This is a genomic window from Fructobacillus fructosus KCTC 3544, from assembly GCF_001438695.1.
Classification (GTDB): domain Bacteria; phylum Bacillota; class Bacilli; order Lactobacillales; family Lactobacillaceae; genus Fructobacillus; species Fructobacillus fructosus.
Genome location: NZ_JQBH01000001.1, coordinates 65,586 through 85,173, shown reverse-complemented (window position 1 = coordinate 85,173; position 19,588 = coordinate 65,586). Strand labels below are relative to the sequence as shown.

The window sequence follows — 19,588 nt, the reverse complement described above, 5'->3', positions numbered from 1 at the left end:
ATGGCTGATCAGATTAAAGACCTCTATTTGTTCAATCCCAATGTAAAAAAGCAGTGGGAGAACTTTTTGATGGAAAAAGGGATTTCGGTTTTTTCCGATCAGGAAGTGCAAGCAATTGACCAAACCATTGGTCTCTTTGATGATCAGGGTCAGTTAGTCGGAACTGGTTCAATTGCTGGAAAGACCATTAAGTACATCGCTGTTTCGGATGATGGGTCTGGGGCTTCTGGTGCTCGTTTCAACCAAGTTGTTTCCGCCTTGGAAATGGATTTGGCTGAGGCTGGACACTTTCAAATTTTTGTATTTACAAAGCCTCAGTACCAAGCATCATTTGAACACGTTGGTTTCCACACGTTAGCAAAGACGGATTACGGCTTGATTCTCGAGAAGGGAACGCCAAACATTGAGACCTACCGTGCATCGCTGGAAAAAAAGCCGGCAGATGCTAAGACGGTAGCTGCCATTGTGATGAATGCTAACCCCTTTACTAAGGGACATCGTTATCTCGTCGAACAAGCTGCTAAGGAAAACGACTGGGTGTATGTCTTTGTTGTCAATCAGGACGTTTCGCTCTTTACGACGGCCGAACGTACCATGTTGGTTCGAGAGGGAACAAAGGACTTGAAGAACGTTGCCGTTGAAAACGGTGGCGACTACATGGTTTCCTATTTGTCCTTCCCCGCCTACTTTATTAAGAATCAAGATACTGCGATTAAGTATCAAACCGCTTTGGATGCCACGCTCTTTAAAGAACAATTGGCAAAGCCTTTGGGCATTCAAAAGCGTTACTTGGGCACTGAACCCAAGTCGCACACTACCGCACTTTACAATGAGACCCTAAAGACCATCCTGCCACCGGAAGTTCAGGTCGTGGAAATTCCACGCTTGACCCAGGGTAGCGGGCAAGACGTGGTTTCGGCGACCGAAGTCCGGGCAGATATCAAAGCCGACCAGATTGATCAATTGACTAATTTGGTACCGGAAACGACTTTTGCCTTTATCAAGGATAAGAAAACCGAATTACAGGATCGTATTTCGAAAGGACAGAAAATCAATGGAAATTAAGCAAACGGCCATGGCCGGTACGCTGGAATCTTCTGATCTCCAAATCGTACTTAGCCAGGGTACAAAAGGAATTGAGTTTGACTTGACCTCAGACGTTGCCAAGCAATTTGGTAACGACATCAAGGCAACCATCAAGTCAGTTTTGGATGCCTACGACATCGAAAACGCATCAGTGAAGGTTGTTGATAAGGGTGCTTTGACACCCGTTATCAAGGCCCGTGCCATCACGGCCGCACAACGTGCCTTGGACTTGAAAGATCAACCAAACTGGGAGGTGCTCTAATGGCTGCAGACGAACGTTTACGCCGAACAATGATGTTCGTGCCTGGTAACAACCCAGGTTTGATTAAGGATGCTGGTATCTTCGGTGTCGACTCAATCATGTTTGATTTGGAAGATGCTGTTAACATGAACGAGAAGGATTCTGCTCGTTACTTGGTATACGAAGCATTGCAGACTTTTGATTACGGAAACGCCGAATTGGTTGTTCGTATCAACGGTTTGGACACACCTTTCTACGAAAACGATATCAAGGCTATGGTTAAGGCTGGTATCGATGTTATTCGTTTGCCAAAGACGGAAAACGCTGACATGATTCATGAATTGGAAAACTTGGTTGAAGCTGCCGAAAAGGAATTCGGCCGCGAAGTTGGTTCAACTCACTTGATGGCTGCCATTGAATCAGCCATGGGTGTTGTGAACGCTTATGAAATCGCCTCAGCTTCTGATCGTATGATTGGTATTGCGTTGTCAGCCGAAGATTACACGACTGATATGAAGACGCACCGTTACCCTGACGGTCAAGAATTGCTTTACGCTCGTAACGCCATTTTGCACGCCGCTCGTGCTGCTAAGATTGCCGCCTTCGATACGGTCTTCACGAACTTGGACGACGAAGAAGGCTTTATCCGTGAAACAAAGTTGATTCACCAACTTGGATTTGATGGTAAGTCATTGATTAACCCTCGTCAAATTGCGCCGGTTAACAAGATTTACGCACCAACTCAAAAGGAAATCTTGAACGCCCAAAACGTGATGGCTGCGATTGAAGAAGCTAAGCGTAAGGGTTCTGGTGTTATCGCCATGAACGGTCAAATGGTTGACCGCCCTGTTGTTTTGCGTGCTGAGCGCGTGATGATGTTGGCAAAGGCTAATAACCTGATTGATGCGGAGGGAAATTACATTGGAGAATAAAGTCAACCGGGAGATTCCGGACCAAATTTTAAACGATTATAAGTATGAAGGTTTCAAGACGACCGACTTTGGTAACCCTGAAATCCAACGTGTTGCTCCTAAGGTGACGGCACAAGTTGGACCTTCAAAGGTTGTTGAATCAGTCAAGAAGGTTGTTTCAGAAACGCTTAAAGATGGTATGACCATCTCATTCCACCACCACTTCCGTGAAGGTGATTTCGTCTTCAACATGGTGATGCGTGAAATTATCGATGCAGGTTACAAAGATTTGACTTTGGCACCTTCATCATTGACAAACGTGATGAACGATATTGTTGTTGAAGCCATCCAAAAGGGTGTTGTCACAAACATTACGTCATCAGGTATGCGTGGTTCATTGGGTGACGCTGTTTCTCACGGTGCCTTGAAGAACCCAGTTATCTTCCGTTCTCACGGTGGCCGTGCACGTGCCATTGAAGAAGGTAAGGTAAAGATTGATGTTGCTTTCTTGGGTGTACCAAACGCCGATGAAATGGGTAACGCTAACGGTATGAACGGGGATGCTGCCTTTGGTTCATTGGGTTATGCTTTGATTGATGCCCAATATGCAAACAAGGTTGTCTTGTTGACGGACAGCTTGATGCCATACCCAAACACACCTGCTTCGATCAAGCAAACGCAAGTTGACTACGTTGTGAAGGTTGATAAGGTTGGAGATCCTGACAAGATTGGTTCTGGTGCCACTCGTTTCACGAAGGACCCTAAGGAATTGCAAATTGCGCAAATGGTTAACGACGTTATCGTCCACTCACCATACTTCAAGCAAGGCTTCTCATTCCAGACTGGTTCTGGTGGGGCTGCCTTGGCTGTTACGCGTTTCTTGCGTAAGGCAATGATTGAAAACCAAATTAAGGCATCCTTTGCCCTTGGTGGAATCACAAAGCCAACGGTTGATTTGTTGAATGAAGGCCTTGTTAGCCGCATCATGGATGTGCAAGACTTTGATAAGGGTGCCGCTTCTTCAATGAAGAACGACGCTAACCAGCAAGAAATCGATGCTTCATGGTATGCTGATCCTGCAAACAAGGGTGCCATGGTTGACAAGTTGGATGTTGCCATCCTGTCTGCTTTGGAAATCGATACGAAGTTCAACGTTAACGTTATGTCTGGTTCTGACGGTGTCATCCGTGGTGCCATTGGTGGTCACCAAGATGCCGCTACTGCAAAGTTGACAATCATCTCTGCACCATTGGTTCGTGGACGTATCGCAACGATTGTTCCTGACGTAACGACGGTTATCACTCCTGGTGATTCAATCGACGTTGTGGTTACTGAACTTGGTATTGCCATCAACCCTAAGCGCAAGGACTTGATTGATTCATTGTCTAAGGTGCCAGGTTTGCCTATCTTCACTATCGAAGAATTGCAACAAAAGGCTGAAAAGCTTGTTGGTAAGGCAGAACCATTGCAATTCACTGATCGTGTTGTTGCTTTGGCAGAATACCGTGATGGTTCATTGATTGATGTTATCAAGCAAGTGAAGGACTAATCACTATTAAAAATGGGCCAGTGTGAACTGGTCCTTTTTATATGAAACAAACGGGGGCTTTTCCCCGTGTACATAGCTTTCTCATTTCTTATCAAAAAATCGGTCAATCTTTGCTATATTAAAAGTGAACCTGAAGCAAACGGAGAAAAACATGGAAACAGTGGATGTATTTAAAAACGGGTCCGAAGTAAGCCTTGAGCAGGTCCTGGATAACCGGGAATGGCGTTCTGCTAAGCAGACGAAGCTGGAAAATGGCTTTCCAAGAGCGACCATTGTGGCGGTTAAATTAAATTTACCAGGCAATGTTAAAAATTCAGCAAAGATTCAGCAATTCTTTAACGCTGGCTGGCGTATCTTGCTTGCTTCATTAAACGGTTGGCCCATTCAAAGCATTGAACTAGACATTAGTCGCCCTACTGGTCCAGAAGGTTTTGTTGTGGTGTCAAAAGATATTAACAGAGTCAAGCAAGTGGCCATTCGTTTTGAAGAATCTTTTCCTTTGGGACGCTTCTTCGATTCAGATGTCATGGCAAAAGAAGCGGAAGGGTACCAATTATCGCGGCAGGAACTCGGTTTCGAGGCACGACGTTGCTTTGTTTGTGATGAGAACGCCAAGGCCTGTGCCAAAGCCGGGCGGCATTCATTTGATGAATTACGTCAGGCTGTTAACCATACCTATGAACAGTACTTTGTTCAGGACCCCTTTCTCCCATACTGGGACGAACGGTCGGTTGTTGAAGCGGCGACTTTTGCCTGTTTGGCAGAGGTTGTGACCAACCCCAAGCCGGGATTAGTTGATCCCGTTTCCATGGGAGCTCATGATGATATGGACGTTGATACCTTTATTGATTCTTCGCTAGCCCTCCAACCATATTTTAAAGAGTGTATTACGGCTGGTCGTACCTTTAAAAAGGAACAACTGACCGAATTGTTAGCGTTAATTCGACCAGCCGGTTTGGCGGCTGAACAAGCCATGAAGGTCGCAACCAATGGGGTGAACACCCACAAAGGCGCCATCTTTACTCTCGGAATTTTAATTGCGGCTTATGGCTACTGTACTCAGGATCAAAAAAGCACGACGCTGTCTTTCGTGCAAAAAGCAGTGTCTGCCATGGGTGCGCATTTACTTTTGGAAAATGAAAAAGTCGCGGATAGAAGTAGTCAAGAATTAACCGCTGGTCAAGTGCAATATCAAAAGTACCGTTTAGCCGGCGTGCGTGGGGAAGTATATGAAGGATTAGTGCCTCTATCGGACGTCGCGTTGCCTGCACTTCGAAAGAGTGAAGGGACAACCAATGAACGCTTGTTAGACACACTCATGGCCATTGCAGCGGCTATTACGGACTCGACTTTGGTCAAGCGTGCCGGCGATCCAGCGATTAATCAAGAAATGATTGCGTGGGTTGCTGAGTTTCAAAAATTAGGTGGGGCACAAACGAGTGCCGGGATGACTTTTTTAAGTCATCTTGATCAAACGTTTATTTCAAGGCATCTATCAATTGGTGGTGCGGCGGATTATTTGATTCTAACCGCCTTTATTGCACGGTTAATGGGACTAATTTAATTCAGATATTTTCAAAAAAGTGAGGAAGACAAGATGGCATTTTTTAAGACAAGCGATGGCGTGTCCATTAATTACGAAGATCGTTCTGGAGAGGGCCAGACGGTCGTTTTACTTTCAGGCTTTTCAGGTATTCAAGCAGAATGGGAAAACCAAATAAAGCTACTGCAAGACAAAGGATACCGGGTGGTCACGATGGATTGGCGTTCCCACGGACGGTCCGAGCGAACATCTAAAAACCTACGAATCGGTCGGTTGGCGGCTGACCTGCATGAACTATTTGAACTTTTGGATTTAAACGAGCTTGTTTTAGTTGGCCATTCAATGGGCGGTGCCGCGTCCTGGGCCTATCTATCCCTTTTTGGTGAAAAGCGCATTGCGAAAGTGGTGATTATTGATGAATCTCCCAAACTTGTCAATGATAACGAATGGTCGGCTGGAATCCTTGGTATGAATTGGAATACTTTTCCTGTGATGGTTAGCACATTTTTTCAACAGCGATTGACCGTTTCGCCCGTCTCACAAAGTTTAAAAGATAACTTGCAAATTGAGAAGAATAAGGCGCCTTTTAACTTCGATTTGGCTCTACCTTTGCTAAAAGATCACGTTTTGGCCGACTGGCGAGAAAATATTTATGATTTGAGCAAACCCTTTCTATTCGTTGCTGGAGAAGAGTCGCCACTCTGGAAAAGTCATTACTATGACGATTTTAAGGCCATGATGGGGGAGGCAGACCAATTGGCTGTTATTCCCCATACCGGGCATTTGCCACATTTAGAAAAACCTGACGAATTTAACGCTATTTTTATAAAATTCTTAATGTAAATCGTCACAAGAAGTGGTAAACTATTTTAGTGATTGAATTATAGAATTTTGTATTTGAGGAGCAAAAAATCATGAATGAAAACGCTTCGAACCAGAAGGGGTTCTGGTCGAAATTAGAAAATAAATGGAACGTTGATGGAATTGGTGGTGTTGCGTTCATCATCATGTTGATCCTTCTCGTTCTTGTTTTGCGAATGAAGGTCTTGCCAAACACAATGATTGGCGCTTTGTTTGTACTTGTAACCATGGGTGGTATCTTGTACTACCTTGGTTCTCACTTGCCAATCTTTAAGTCTTACCTTGGTGGTGGATCTGTTTTCGCCACGATTGGTGGAGCCATCTTGGCAGGAACTGGTGTGGTGCCACACGCTACGATTGTGACGGTAAAGTCCTTTATTTCAACTTCTGACTTTTTGGACTTCTATATCGTTTCATTGATTATTTCCGCCATCTTTAAGATGGACCGGAAAATGGTCTTGAAGGCTGCGGTGCGTTTCTTGCCAGTTGCCTTCTTGACGTTGATCATTACTTTCTTCATCGTTGGTGGTGTTGGAATGTTGTTGGGTATGAAGTTCTCACACACGTCACTCTTCGTGACCTTCCCAATGATGGCCGGAGGTGTTGGTGCCGGAATCGTACCATTGTCAAAGATTTATGCGTCGACGATGCATGCATCTTCAGGTACTATTTTGTCACAGCTCTTTCCACCATTGGTTATGTCGAACTTGCTGGTTATCATCGGAGCCGGTTTGTTGACTCGCTTTACTGAAGGTAACTCAAAGTTGAACGGAAACGGTCAGTTAATGCGTGAAACTGGCGACGCCAACTCTGAAGGAATTAAGATTCCTGATTTGAACGTTCAGCAGTTGCTTGTTGGTATGATGACGTCCTTCTCATTCTTCATGGTTGGTACCATCCTGAATAAGTTGGTCCCTCAAATCAACGTCTTTGCTTTCTTGATTTTGCTTGCCATCATCATCAAGGCCTTGGGAATTGTTCCAGCATATTACGAAGAATCTTCTGTTATGTTTGGACAGATGATCGTTAAGACGATGACGCACGCTTTGCTTGCTGGTGTTGGTCTTGCTTTGCTTGACTTGACACAGTTGATCTCAACGTTCTCATTGCCATTGGCAATCTGTGTTGTTGTTTCAGTTATTTCCGTTACGGTTGTTGGTGGATTCCTTGGAAAGCTCTTTGGATTCTACCCTGTCGAATCAGCTGTTGCAGCTGGTATGGCCAACAACTCAATGGGTGGAACTGGAAACGTTGCTGTTTTGTCAGCAGCCAACCGGATGAACTTGATCGCCTTTGCTCAGATGGGTAACCGTATCGGTGGTGCCCTTGTCTTGGTTATCGCCGGTTTCTTGGTTACCATTTGGGGCTAAGTTTTCTTAATAATTCAATAAAATCACTTAAAATAAAAAAGTCACCCATTCGGGTGGCTTTTTTATTGTTTTGCCTCATAAAACTACACTTTTGAAAAAATGTCTGCTTTATTTTCTTAATTGAGATGTTATACTAGCCAAGTATTTTTTATACATCAAACGAAAATTAAAGGAGTGTGACATGTCTGAGAATTCTTCAGAAAAAAGCGCTGGCCTGCTAGCGAAAATGAATGAAAAAATTCAAGTGACGAACATTGGTGGTGTTTTCTTTATCATGATGTTGTTACTTTTGGTTGCGGTGATGACCATCAATGCCTTGCCAGAAAACATCGGTGGTGCTTTGTTTGCCCTCGTTATCTTAGGGGGCGTTTTCTTCTATGTGGGAAACAATACGCCGATTTTAAAGTCCTACTTGGGTGGTGGTTCAGCACTTGCTGTTGTGGCTGGTTCTGCTTTGACCGCCATGGGTGTGGTGCCCCATGCAGCAGTCGTCAACATTAAGACTTTTATCTCAAACGATAACTTTCTTGAATTCTATATTGTTGCCTTGATTTGTTCTGCCATCTTGAAGATGGATCGGGACCTCTTGCTGAAGTCTGCGGTGCGTTTCTTGCCGGTTGCCTTTGGTGCGATGATTATTACTTTCTTCGTCGTTTCATTGTCTGGAATGGCCCTTGGCTTTTCGTTCAAGCATGCGGCTCTATACGTGGCATTTCCAATGATGGCGGGTGGTATTGGTGCCGGAATCGTTCCGCTTTCGGCCTCCTATGCTTCAGCCCTCCATCAATCAGCTGGGGATATTTTGAATCAATTGTTCCCAGCAGTGGTGATTGCCAACTTGCTGGCCATCATTGGCTCATCGCTATTGGTTAAGTTCACTACTCATTCTAAAATGAATGGGCACGGTGCCTTGCTGAAGACCGATGAACAGGTTGGTGGAAAGCAATCAGCCGCGCCAACAATGAATAACAAACAATTGTTGAACGGTATGATGGTGGCGCTTTCCTTCTACATCATGGGAAACATTCTCTTCCACTTCATTCCATCAATCAACGCCTTTGCCTTCATGATTTTGTTAGTTATTTTGGCAAAAGCCTTTAATTTGGTACCGAAATTTTATGAAGAATCTGCGGCCATGTTTGGTGGTATGATTACTTCGGCAACGACTCCTGCTCTTTTGGCTGGAATCGGTTTGGCTCTTGTTGATATGAACAAGTTGCTTCAGACGGTTACTTGGCAGCTGGTTCTTTGTTCGTTGATTTCGGTTGTGACCATTGGTATTGCCGGTGGCTTGCTTGGAAAGCTCTTCGGACTGTATCCTGTCGAATCAGCCATTGCTGGTGGAATGATTAACAACTCAATGGGTGGTACTGGAAACGTTGCTGTTTTGTCTGCCTCTGATCGTATGGGCTTGATTGCCTTTGCTCAAATGGGGAACCGAATTGGTGGTGCGATTATCCTTGTTTTGGGTGGCTTACTCATTACCATTCTTTAATCACTTCAAAAACATCATGTGCAAGCATGGTGTTTTTTTGATGACAAAAACAACGCCTGCCGAAGTGGACAAGCGCTGTTAGTGGAAAGGAGGTGTGATGCTCATCGGATTGATGAGCAAGACTTAAAGAAAGGAGGTGCTGAGTGGGAGAGTCACTCAACCTGATGAAGTTTTCAGTTGTTGAAAACCTCACTTGCATTGTAGCAGGCCATCGTTGGTCTTGTTATGAATATTCGGAATATTTTTATTTACAACCAGACCAAAAAAGTTCTTTTTTTAGAGATGGATAGTCAGAGTAGCGTTGATGACTTTTGACAGGGGCTAGGGTGTTCTCGTATAATAGTAAATAGACGTTTGACAGAATTTACGGGTGGAATGCGCCCAAAAAAGCAAAGGAGGGGCCATGGCAGAACGAATCCCGCAGCAAGTCATTGATGAAGTTCGTGCACAGACCAATTTGGTTGATTTGGTCTCTCAGTATACGGAATTGGTGAAACGCGGTCGTGAATGGAACGGCTCGTGCCCCTTCCACGAAGACCGCCGTCCCTCGTTTTTCGTTGACGATAAGAAGCAGGTTTTCCATTGCTTTTCTTGTGGAAGGTCCGGTACTGCTTTTTCTTTCTTAATGGAAAAAGAAGGGTATACCTATCCTCAAGCAATTTTAAAATTAGCCGAAGACGAGGGAATTACCGGCTTAGCGAAATATCAAGGGCAGCCATCGGCAAGGCAGGAAAAATTCCAAAGGATTTATGAGCTCTACAACGCCGCCCAAAAATTGTATACGCATATTTTGCTCAATACCACTGCAGGCGAACAAGCTCTTCGTTACTTGCTCAAAGAGCGTGAATTAGATGAAGAAACAATAAAAAAATACGGATTAGGCTTTGTACCTAGCAATAATGTCTTACTGTCCTATGCCCGGGAACACGATGTGGATGAGCCAACCATGAAGGCAGCCGAACTGTTCCTTGAACGCGATGGGGAACTTGTTCGCGACCGGTTTAATAATCGAGTGGTTTGGCCAATTAAGAACGAACGAGGTCAGGTTGTTGGCTTTTCTGGTCGTTCCCTTGACCCGGATAATCCAGCGAAGTACATGAATTCTCCGGAGTCGCCCTTCTTTAACAAGGGGAAGCTGCTTTATAACCTGGATTTGGCAAAGGGACCGATTCGTGCAGGCCAACCGGCGATGATCTTTGAAGGATTTATGGACGTTATCTCGGCCGCTATGGCTGGGGCTGAAGGTGCCGTTGCCACGATGGGAACGGCTTTGACGGAAGACCACGTTCGTAGTTTGGCCAAGTTAACTGAACGGATTATCTTGGTGTACGATGGCGATGCCGCGGGTCAGAAGGCGGCGAAACGGTCGATTCCCCTTATCAAAACGGTGGCGCCAAAAGTCGAGATCGGTGTGATTGCTTTAGCAGATAACCGTGATCCGGATGAGGTTCGACGCGAATTGGGATTGCCAGCCTTGAAACAGGCTTTGGAACAGTTGACGCAGACACCAACCGAATATTTGTTTAACGCTGCTAAGTTGGGGAAGAATCTTCAAAACCAAGCGCAGTATCTCGACTTTTTAAAAGAGGTCTGGCCGATTTTAGCGGATGCCTCACCCGTTGAACAGGATTACTTTTTACAAAAGCTGGCGGAAGAATACGGCTCCTCTATGGAAGCTCTTCGTTCCGAATTCGAAGACTATCAACGTCGTCATCCTGTGCCTACTAATGGTGTTTTTCCATCAAATGCCAACGGCCCCGCCAGTTCGGTTAATTCTAGTTGGGATGACCAACAATTCCCGGATGTTGCACCAGATCATGGTGAGCATTTTAACCAGTCAGCCAACATGGCGCCAGTTGATTGGCAAGCAGCACCACGGGCTAAACTTTCTCGAGTTGAGTTAGCCGAAGAGGGCTTGCTAATGGCGATGATTAAGAATCGTAACATGGAAGAATTGGTCGAACGACAACCAAATTTTTCGTTTATTCACCCGCAGTATCAGCTACTGTATTTACTCTATGATGCCTATCGAAAGGAACATGGGGAAGGTGACTTTGACCTGGCTGCCTTTATGGATTATGTTCAAAAACCTGAACTAAACCAGAAGTTAATGTCCATGGATCGGACTTTTGCTTCCATGGATGTTCAAATGGAGGCTGTTAAGGATTACCTGAGGGTCATCATTGAAGAAGCGCCTTATGAGGAACAGGTGAAAAGCCTCCAGCAAAAGATTTCACTCGCGAAAAACCAGCACGATGATGCCGCGCTGATTACATTAATGACAGAACTCATCAATCTGAAAAAAGAGCATTTTCAGCAATAGGAGAAAACATGGCAAAGATTACAAGTTCAAGTAAGATTTCCGATATTAAAGCATACCTAGATGAGCAACATATTGCTTATCACGGCCGTGCTCGTAAGGCCGAATTGTTGGCCTTAGCTGAAGGTAAGACACCAGAGGAAGCAGCCGAAATCGCTGCTAAGGAGCCTTCCAAAAAGCCAGCTAAAAAGTCTGGACCCATCAAGTCCGCAGCATATGATAAGGCCGTTCGTGAATTGTTGAAGGAATATAAACCAGCAAAACAAATTGTTTACGCTGATTTGGCTAAGCGAATCACTGAACCGTTCCGCTTGGATGGCGAAAACATTGAACGATTGATGGAAAAAGTCGAAGATGCCGGAATTGCCATCGTTGACGAAAAGGGTGAACCAGCTCCTGAAGTGTTGAAGGCCAAGCAAAATAAGCCTTCAGAAGAAGAACGCGAGGCTGCTGACGCGGCCACTGGTATTAAAATTAACGACCCCGTTCGTATGTACCTGAAGGAAATCGGTAAGGTGCCGTTGCTAAAGGGTGACGAAGAAATCGAGATTTCTAAACGAATCGAAGCTGGTGACGAAGAGGCTAAGCAGGAATTAGCTGAAGCGAACCTTCGTTTAGTTGTTTCCATTGCCAAGCGTTACGTTGGCCGTGGTATGCAGTTCTTGGATTTGATTCAAGAAGGAAACATGGGCTTGATGAAAGCCGTTGATAAGTTCGATTACACGAAGGGTTTTAAGTTCTCAACCTATGCCACTTGGTGGATTCGTCAGGCGATTACACGTGCCATTGCTGATCAGGCCCGTACCATTCGAGTGCCCGTTCACATGGTTGAAACCATTAACAAGCTGATTCGTATCCAACGTCAGTTATTGCAGGACCTTGGTCGTGAACCTTTACCCGAAGAAATTGGGGCAGAGATGGATTTGACTGGGGACAAGATTCGTGAAATCTTAAAGATTGCCCAGGAACCAGTTTCACTTGAAACGCCAATTGGTGAAGAGGACGATTCACACCTTGGTGATTTCATTGAAGATAATGAAGCGGTTTCGCCTGCTGATTCCGCAGCCTATGAAATGCTTCGTGAGCAGTTGGAATCCGTGTTGGATACGTTGACTGACCGTGAAGAAAACGTGCTTCGTTTGCGCTTTGGACTCGAAGATGGTCGTACGCGTACGTTGGAAGAAGTGGGTCGTGTCTTTGGTGTTACTCGTGAACGAATTCGTCAAATCGAGGCCAAGGCACTTCGTAAGTTGCGCCATCCATCCCGTTCAAAGCATTTGAAGGACTTCATGGACGAAAATTAATTTTCGAATGATTTTATTATCCGACTTTTGTCGGATTTTCTTATGACTAAAAGGGGGTTAACGTCCCTTTTTGGTCTCAAACAATCACGCGGTTCATCAACCATCCCGCGAGAACAAAACTAGGAGTAATGATGAATAATTTGAACCAACGTCCGCATTCGCGGACAACGAACCTGACCTTAACTGCCGTTGTGGCTGCTTTGTATGCTGCCATCACCATGATGGTGGCACCAATTGGCTTCGGGCCAGTTCAGCTGCGTCTGTCAGAGGGATTGAATCACTTGGCTGCTTGGAATAAGCGCTACATTTTGGCGCTTTCTCTGGGTGTTTTGATTGCCAACTTATTCTCCCCGATGGGCTGGATTGATTGGGTCTTTGGTACGCTCGATACAGTGATTATGACGAGTTTGACTTATGTATTGACTCGTAAAGTCGCTTCGGCGTTAATGAAGATTATTATTTCGACGATTTCTGTCTTAACCGTCGGAATGGCCGTCTTGGCAGCAGAATTCACTTTTGCCTTTGCCATTAAAGCAACTGGGTCGTTTGCCCCAGACCATGCTGGAACCATTTGGGAGAATTGGCTCTCGTACTACATCATGTTGGTGCCAGGGGAACTGGCATCGCTTGTCGTTGGTGGTGTGGTGATTTACGCACTATCTAAGTTTGTGAACTTAGCGAAGTAAAAAAACTCATCTTAAATGACTGAAACCCCGAAAGTTATTCTAACTTTTGGGGATAGCTGTCAAATAAGATGAGTTTTTTATTTAGCAATTTGCTTATTTAATCCAAGGGAACATCCACTGCCCAGCCAGCAGGTCCCTTTTCATCGCCGTATTGGATGGCAATGAGTCGGTCATACAAGGCTTGCGTCTTTGGACCAACCTCTGTTTCGGAGTAGAAGACATGCTTGTTGCCCTTATGGGTGATGGAGCCAACTGGTGAGATGACGGCAGCGGTTCCCATGGCACCTGCCTCAGCGAATTGATCCAATTCATCGATGGCAATTGGAGTTTCAACTGGGTTCATACCCATTTCATCAGCCAACTCGAGCAAGGAGTACTTCGTGATGGACGGAAGGATGGAAGGGGACTTTGGTGTCTTAAACTGGCCATCCTTTGTGATACCAAAGAAGTTGGCCGAACCCAATTCTTCAATATAGTGATGTTCACGTGGATCCAAGTAGACGACGTCAGAATAGCCTGCCCGGTGGGCTTCTTCACCTGGCAACATCGAAGCAGCATAGTTACCACCGACTTTGGCCTGACCGGTTCCACCATGAGCGGCACGGTCGAATTCGGAAGTGACAAAGGCAGTTGGGGTCAAGCCACCTGGATAGTAGGCGCCAACTGGTGTGGCGTAGACGCGGAAAGTAAAGTCTTGACCAGCATGAACACCAACGATGGGTGAGGTTCCGATCATGAATGGTCGGATGTAAAGAGAGCCTCCGGATTCGTATGGTGGGATAAAGTCTTGGTTAGCGCGGACCACTTCCTTCACGGCTTCAATAAAGTCAGCCTCTGGGTAACCGGGCATTAACAAACGTTCTGCTGAGTTTTTCATTCGCTTTGCGTTACGATCAGGCCGGAAAAGATTCACACCGCCATCCTTACGACGGTAGGCCTTCAATCCTTCGAACACTTCTTCACCATAGTGTAAGGCGACGGCAGCTTCTGAAATATTCATGCTGGAGTCGGTCGTTAACTTTCCCTTGCCCCACTTACCATCATGGTATTCGGCTTCATAACTATAGGGAAGGTCTCGATAGGAAAAATCAAGATTATCAAAATCGAGATCCTTTGCATCAACTTTTGTCATAATTCACTCCTTTTTATCCTGTTTCGTTGTGTTTATATTAAAATAAAATGAGAAAAAGTCAAGGGCTTTTTATAAAAAAGATGAAAAAGTTGTGGCAGCCATTGCTATGTTAAAATGGATGAGAAGAATTTTACTGAAGGAGAACGAAATGGTTAATTATCCAAAAGGTGTCCACCAGGGCCAATCGGCCATTTCAAATCAAATGAAGGTTGGGAAGGGAACAAAGCGTGGTCTGACTTTTGGCAAGCGAGGAATGGGCTTAGAAGATGAAATTAATGCCGCAAACGACTACTACTTAGCCGATCATCTTGCGGTTATTCATAAGAAACCAACGCCAGTCACCATTGTGAAAGTCGATTACCCGGCCCGTTCGGCCGCAAAGATTACGGAAGCGTATTTCCAAAAACCATCGACGACCGATTACAATGGCGTGTATCAGGGACGTTATTTGGACTTTGATGCAAAGGAAACCAAAAATAAGACAGTTTTTCCCATGAAAAACATTCACGAACACCAAGTGCAACACTTGGCCAACGTGGTATCACAAGGTGGCATCGGCTTCCTGTTAATAAAGTTCACAACGCTTAACCAGACCTACCTGTATCCTGCACCCGAATTGGTGGCAGCCTGGATGCAGCAAGAAGGTCGCGGTTCTATTCAGTTGAAAGAACTTGTGCAACAAGCTTACTTAGTTAAGGCGAGCCTCAATCCTTCCTTAGATTACCTAACAGCGGTCGATGATTACTTGGCCGATTTAGAAAGTGGCCGGCGTTCTGATCGGCCACAAGCGAGGGGGAACCACTCGTGAGTCGAATTTGGGTGACAGGTTATCGTGCATATGAACTGGGCGTTTTTAAGGATAATGATCCCAAGGTTCAGGTGATTAAGTATGCCTTAAAGAAACGATTAATTGAACAGATTGAACAGGGAATGGACTGGTTAATAACGGGTGGACAGCCAGGCATTGAGCTGTGGGCAGCCGAGTTAGCCGTTGAGTTAAAAGCCGATTATCCTGCGCTTCGTTTAGCAATTTTTGTTCCTTTTGAGGGATTTGGTAAAAATTGGAAAGAGGCGAATCAAGAAAAACTGAATAAGGCCAAGGGTAGCGCTGACTTTTACGCTGCCACTTTTAAAGGTGACTACCAGGGACCCTTTCAATTGAAGGGCTACCAAGAATTTTTACTCAACCATACGGATGGTGCTTTGTTGGTTTATGACAGGGAGTTTGAAGGTAAGTCCACTTATGATGATCAAGCAATCCAGACTTTTAAAGAGCAGGTACCGTACCCACTCAGTCGCATTGACATGGAAGACCTGCAGGAATATGCCAACGATTATCAAGAAATGATCAACGAGGAACATTGGAACAGTTGAGTGCTTTAGCTTAATTTAATCTAACTATCGAATAATAAATGAATGACTTAGCAGCTTGCTTGCGACAGCAAGCGTTTACTGGTATGATAAAGTCAATTCGAAAATAGAATTCAAAGGAGCAGCTCTTTTGGCACAAGTAAAGTATACTCAAAAAGATATTTATGATCGCGTCTTTAAGACAAAGCGTATGGGTGGTGGATATGACCCAGAAGACGTCGATGATTTCTTGGATGGCATCATTGCTGATTATGGTGTTTTCACAAAGCGCATCAAGGAATTGCAGGAACAGGTCGGTCAATTGCAAACGGCTTTGCAAGCGGCTCAAGATGAATTAGCCCACACATCAACGGCTACGGAAGCACCTGTTCAGCAACCTGTTGCACCTGTGGAAGAAACACCCGTTGCTCCTAAGCAAGAAGAAACGCCAACGAACCTTGATTTGATCAAGCGCGTGGCGAACTTGGAACGGGCCGTCTTCGGAACGGACCACCAAGCTTAAAGTTGAAGGCTTGTCGATGATAGTCGACGGTCGAGGCAGGTATTGAGTAATTGCGCATCGGTTATCCGGTGTGAGGAAGGTCCATGCTCGCACACTCTGCGATGAGTGTAGTGTTTGCGCTGGGATAAGAAATAAACCCAGGCGTACTTTGTACGACGGCAACTGAAACGGCTAAGGTTTTCTATGTCGGAATAGGTTTGAAAGTGCCATAGAAACGTATTTCCAAGTGAAAATTTGGAACTTGAGACGAGGTAAACCCCGCAAGCGGGCAACCCAAACTTTGGTAGGGGCGGCTGACCTAGTGAATTGAAACGATGGTCGGTAAGGCGGTAACGCTTAGATAGATGATTACTGAAGGCTAGTATTCCCCAAGACTAGCTGGAACAAAACATGGCCTACAGATACCTGTCGGGGAGCCCGCTAACGCGGGCTTTTTTTATTGGATAAAAAGGGGTAGGCACTCTGAGGGGCAGACAAAAGGCTGGATATTTTGTATAATGATTGAGATTGTAATTCGAAGAAACTAAAGGAAAAAACATGGCTGGAAAGAAAGTTATTAATTGGTCGAGCCTCTGCCTGGTTTTGGCTTTGCTGTTAACAATGTTGGCAGCACCGCTCACTGCTGGTCGGGCTTCGGCGTCAGAAAGCGATCCGACTTTGGAAAAAATTCAAAAGCGTGGGACGTTAGTAGTCGGTCTGTCAGCTGATTACGCACCTTATGAATTTCATACCCAGGTGAACGGGAAGGATGAAATCGTCGGCTTTGACGTTTCACTTGCCAAGGCGATTGCTAAAAAGCTAAACGTTAAGCTTGAAATTAAGGATATGGGGATGGATGCCCTCCTTGGTGCCATGAAGACTGGCAAGATTGACATGATTGTTTCCGGTTATTCCGCCACTGAGGATCGGAAGACCCAGGTCGACTTTTCAGATGTTTACTTAAAAGCACCCCAAACCATGTTGGTTTTGAAGAAAAACGCCAAAAAATATGACACGTTGTCAGCCTTTTCTGGTCAAAAAATCGGAGCCCAGACGCAAACAATCCAAGAAGACGAAGCCAAGAAGATTGATGGGGCTTCCGTTGTTTCTTTGCAGAAGTACCCGAACTTAATTTCGCAGTTAACTCAGGGTGTCATTGCAGGGGTTGTTGCTGAAAAGCCAATTGCTGAGGCTTATGCCGAACAGAACAAGTCCTTGGCCGTTGTTAATCCGGGCTTTTCAGCTGATGCTACAGGGGCCTCGGCAGTTGCTGTTCCAAAGAATTCGCCGGTGCTTTTGTCAAAAGTGAATGCGGTTGTTGATAAAGTAACGACCGATGGAACTTTTAAACAGTGGCAAAAAGAAGCCAATAAAACCATGTTCTCCGGACAGAATAAGTCCTATTGGGACAAGTATGGACACTACTTCGTATCAGGAACGTTGATTACCTTGGCACTGGCCGTGGTAGCCGTTTTGATTGGAACAACGTTAGGGACACTCTTTGCTCTCATGAAGTTATCGTCTGTTTTCGTTATCAAAGCCATTGGTAACATTTACGTTGAGTATGTCCGTGGAACTCCTCTGCTGGTTCAGGCTTTTATGGTCTTCTTCGGTGCCCAAGTGCTTGGGCTAAACCTTTCGGCCTTTGCTTCCGGTGCCCTGGCGATGGGATTGAATTCGGCCGCTTACGTAGCCGAAATCATTCGTTCGGGAATCGAATCCGTTTCCGATGGTCAGATGGAAGCAGCCCGCTCTCTCGGCTTTACGAAAAACCGGGCAATGCGTTTAGTTATCTTACCCCAAGCGATTCGAACCATTTTGCCAGCCCTTGGTAACGAATTTGTTTCTGTTATTAAGGAAGGGTCCGTTATTTCGGTCATTGGCGTTGGGGAACTGATGTACGAAACGTCGGTTGTGCAGGGGGCTTCTTTTGAACCCTTTGTGCCATTGATTATTACGTCCATGATTTATTTTGTTTTGACTTTTTCAATTTCACGCGCACTTGGCTTTGCCGAGAAGCGGATGAATCGTTAATTATTGTATAAAAACCCTTACAACAGTTTGTCTGTTGTAAGGCTTTTTTATTAATAAAGTCAAAAAAAAGACCAGCATAACTGGTCTTTTTGGCTTAATCTTCAAAGGCGACACGAACGCCTTCTGGAATGACAAAGTCCTTTTGAACAAGAGAAAGTTCGCCACTTTCGGCATCGCGAGCAAAAACAGAAACGTTATCCGTGTTTTGGTTTGCAACGACAAGGTGTTTTTCTTCTGGGTCAAAAGCCATGTCCCGTGGGAAAGATCCTTCAATCGAAATGTTTTGAATTAATTCAATTTCGGCGCCAAGGTTTGAGGTTTTAAAGACGGCAATAGTGTCGTGTCCTCGGTTTGATGTGTAAATGAAGCGACCATCCTTTGAGATACGAATGGCGGCAGCACCATTGTGGTCATCCCAGTCACTTGGAATGGTTGAGGCTGTCATTAGGTGGTCAAAGGATCCGTCTTCTGCATTGTACTTGAGAACGGACAACAGCGAGGAAAGTTCGCCGAGTAGGTAGGCGTATTCACCATCCTTTGAGAAGCGGATGTGGCGAGGGCCGAATCCGGCAGTCGTCTCGAAACGAGCGGCTTCGTTGAGCTGACCATCCTCTGTAACGTCAAAGGTAATGACTTCATCAGTCCCAAGGTCGACAACAACTAAGCGGTTGTCGGGGGTGAGGTTGGCAAAGTGAACGTGTGATGATTGTTGTTCAGGACGTGGGCCGGAGCCTTCGTTTTTCCAGGTATCGCGAATCTCCAGTGAACCATTGTCAAGAATCTTGTAGGATTCAACGGTACCACGGTGGTAGTAGCCGGCAAAGACGAGTTGACGATTCTCATCAACACCGATGTAAGCAGGGGTTGACCCTTCCGTCATGTTGGCGCCAATTTCAGCCATTGGACGTTTGCTGTTATCGGTTGCGGCAACGCCACCTAAATCGCCACGCTTGTCAACGATATAGGCCCGGTTAGCCTTTGACAAGGCTAAATAGGTAGGGTTAGTTGCTTCATAGACCAGTTTTGCATTGCTTAACTGACCCGTTTCAGAATCAAAGGCGGCTTCATAGACACCCTTTGAAGTTTTCTTAGTATAAGTACCAAAAAGTACGTGGTGAACAGACATGTTCAGAAACACTCCTTTGCTTTTTTAATATCCTTGTCATTATAACATGGAAAAGTCAGTCCTGATGGTGGACTGGCA

17 protein-coding genes and 1 other RNA gene are annotated in these 19,588 nt (G+C 45.3%); 16 read left to right on the top strand and 2 right to left on the bottom strand.

Going from position 1 to position 19,588, the window contains the following annotated elements:
- The 11 genes from citC (at window position 1) to IV71_RS00340 (ending at window position 13,366) form a co-directional block, all read left to right on the top strand.
- On the top strand, window positions 1–1,065 hold the full coding sequence (citC, locus tag IV71_RS00390; RefSeq protein WP_010692017.1) for a [citrate (pro-3S)-lyase] ligase: 1,065 nt from the start codon (window positions 1–3) through the stop codon (window positions 1,063–1,065).
- The gene (citD, locus tag IV71_RS00385; protein WP_010692018.1) at window positions 1,055–1,348 is read left to right on the top strand and encodes a citrate lyase acyl carrier protein; all 294 of its coding nucleotides are present in this window, start codon (window positions 1,055–1,057) and stop codon (window positions 1,346–1,348) included. The genes citC and citD overlap by 11 nt, the downstream gene beginning before the upstream one ends.
- Window positions 1,348–2,259 (top strand): citrate (pro-3S)-lyase subunit beta, encoded by a 912-nt coding sequence (gene citE, locus IV71_RS00380; RefSeq protein WP_010692019.1) that lies wholly within the window; start codon window positions 1,348–1,350, stop codon window positions 2,257–2,259. Before citD ends, citE begins: the two co-directional genes overlap by 1 nt.
- The gene (citF, locus tag IV71_RS00375) at window positions 2,249–3,787 is read left to right on the top strand and encodes a citrate lyase subunit alpha (RefSeq protein WP_010692020.1); all 1,539 of its coding nucleotides are present in this window, start codon (window positions 2,249–2,251) and stop codon (window positions 3,785–3,787) included. Before citE ends, citF begins: the two co-directional genes overlap by 11 nt.
- 151 nt (window positions 3,788–3,938) lie before the next feature.
- Complete coding sequence (gene citX / locus IV71_RS00370; RefSeq protein ID WP_010692021.1) at window positions 3,939–5,351, top strand: citrate lyase holo-[acyl-carrier protein] synthase; 1,413 nt, start codon at window positions 3,939–3,941, stop codon at window positions 5,349–5,351.
- Window positions 5,352–5,384: 33 nt separating this feature from the next.
- Entirely contained in the window at window positions 5,385–6,173 is a 789-nt protein-coding gene (locus IV71_RS00365; protein WP_010692022.1) for an alpha/beta fold hydrolase, read from the top strand.
- Window positions 6,174–6,244: 71 nt separating this feature from the next.
- On the top strand, window positions 6,245–7,561 hold the full coding sequence (locus IV71_RS00360) for a 2-hydroxycarboxylate transporter family protein (RefSeq protein ID WP_010692023.1): 1,317 nt from the start codon (window positions 6,245–6,247) through the stop codon (window positions 7,559–7,561).
- Between the two features lie 181 nt (window positions 7,562–7,742).
- Window positions 7,743–9,056 (top strand): 2-hydroxycarboxylate transporter family protein, encoded by a 1,314-nt coding sequence (locus IV71_RS00355; protein WP_010692024.1) that lies wholly within the window; start codon window positions 7,743–7,745, stop codon window positions 9,054–9,056.
- A 403-nt stretch (window positions 9,057–9,459) separates the two neighbouring features.
- On the top strand, window positions 9,460–11,379 hold the full coding sequence (gene dnaG, locus IV71_RS00350; protein WP_010692025.1) for a DNA primase: 1,920 nt from the start codon (window positions 9,460–9,462) through the stop codon (window positions 11,377–11,379).
- Window positions 11,380–11,387: 8 nt separating this feature from the next.
- Window positions 11,388–12,680 (top strand): RNA polymerase sigma factor RpoD, encoded by a 1,293-nt coding sequence (gene rpoD, locus IV71_RS00345; RefSeq protein WP_010692026.1) that lies wholly within the window; start codon window positions 11,388–11,390, stop codon window positions 12,678–12,680.
- A gap of 131 nt (window positions 12,681–12,811) precedes the next feature.
- On the top strand, window positions 12,812–13,366 hold the full coding sequence (locus tag IV71_RS00340) for a QueT transporter family protein (RefSeq protein WP_010692027.1): 555 nt from the start codon (window positions 12,812–12,814) through the stop codon (window positions 13,364–13,366).
- A gap of 97 nt (window positions 13,367–13,463) precedes the next feature.
- Here the strand turns inward: IV71_RS00340 and IV71_RS00335 are convergent, their stop codons facing one another.
- Entirely contained in the window at window positions 13,464–14,498 is a 1,035-nt protein-coding gene (locus tag IV71_RS00335; protein ID WP_010692028.1) for a branched-chain amino acid aminotransferase, read from the bottom strand.
- Window positions 14,499–14,646: 148 nt separating this feature from the next.
- On the opposite strand from IV71_RS00335, the gene recU reads away from it, so the two are divergent.
- The 5 genes from recU to IV71_RS00315 all read left to right on the top strand — a co-directional run bounded on the left by recU (window position 14,647) and on the right by IV71_RS00315 (window position 18,384).
- Entirely contained in the window at window positions 14,647–15,306 is a 660-nt protein-coding gene (recU, locus tag IV71_RS00330; RefSeq protein WP_010692029.1) for a Holliday junction resolvase RecU, read from the top strand.
- Window positions 15,303–15,872: an SLOG family protein gene (locus IV71_RS00325; RefSeq protein ID WP_010692030.1), complete on the top strand. Its 570-nt coding sequence runs from the start codon at window positions 15,303–15,305 to the stop codon at window positions 15,870–15,872. The genes recU and IV71_RS00325 overlap by 4 nt, the downstream gene beginning before the upstream one ends.
- A 127-nt stretch (window positions 15,873–15,999) precedes the next feature.
- The gene (locus tag IV71_RS00320; RefSeq protein WP_010692031.1) at window positions 16,000–16,371 is read left to right on the top strand and encodes a cell division regulator GpsB; all 372 of its coding nucleotides are present in this window, start codon (window positions 16,000–16,002) and stop codon (window positions 16,369–16,371) included.
- A gap of 38 nt (window positions 16,372–16,409) precedes the next feature.
- An RNA gene (gene rnpB / locus IV71_RS07705) (RNase P RNA component class B) lies at window positions 16,410–16,774 on the top strand.
- A gap of 134 nt (window positions 16,775–16,908) precedes the next feature.
- On the top strand, window positions 16,909–18,384 hold the full coding sequence (locus tag IV71_RS00315) for an ABC transporter substrate-binding protein/permease (protein ID WP_010692032.1): 1,476 nt from the start codon (window positions 16,909–16,911) through the stop codon (window positions 18,382–18,384).
- A 94-nt stretch (window positions 18,385–18,478) separates the two neighbouring features.
- On the opposite strand, the gene IV71_RS00310 is transcribed toward IV71_RS00315, so the two are convergent.
- On the bottom strand, window positions 18,479–19,510 hold the full coding sequence (locus IV71_RS00310) for a lactonase family protein (RefSeq protein ID WP_010692033.1): 1,032 nt from the start codon (window positions 19,508–19,510) through the stop codon (window positions 18,479–18,481).
- Window positions 19,511–19,588: the final 78 nt, after the last annotated feature.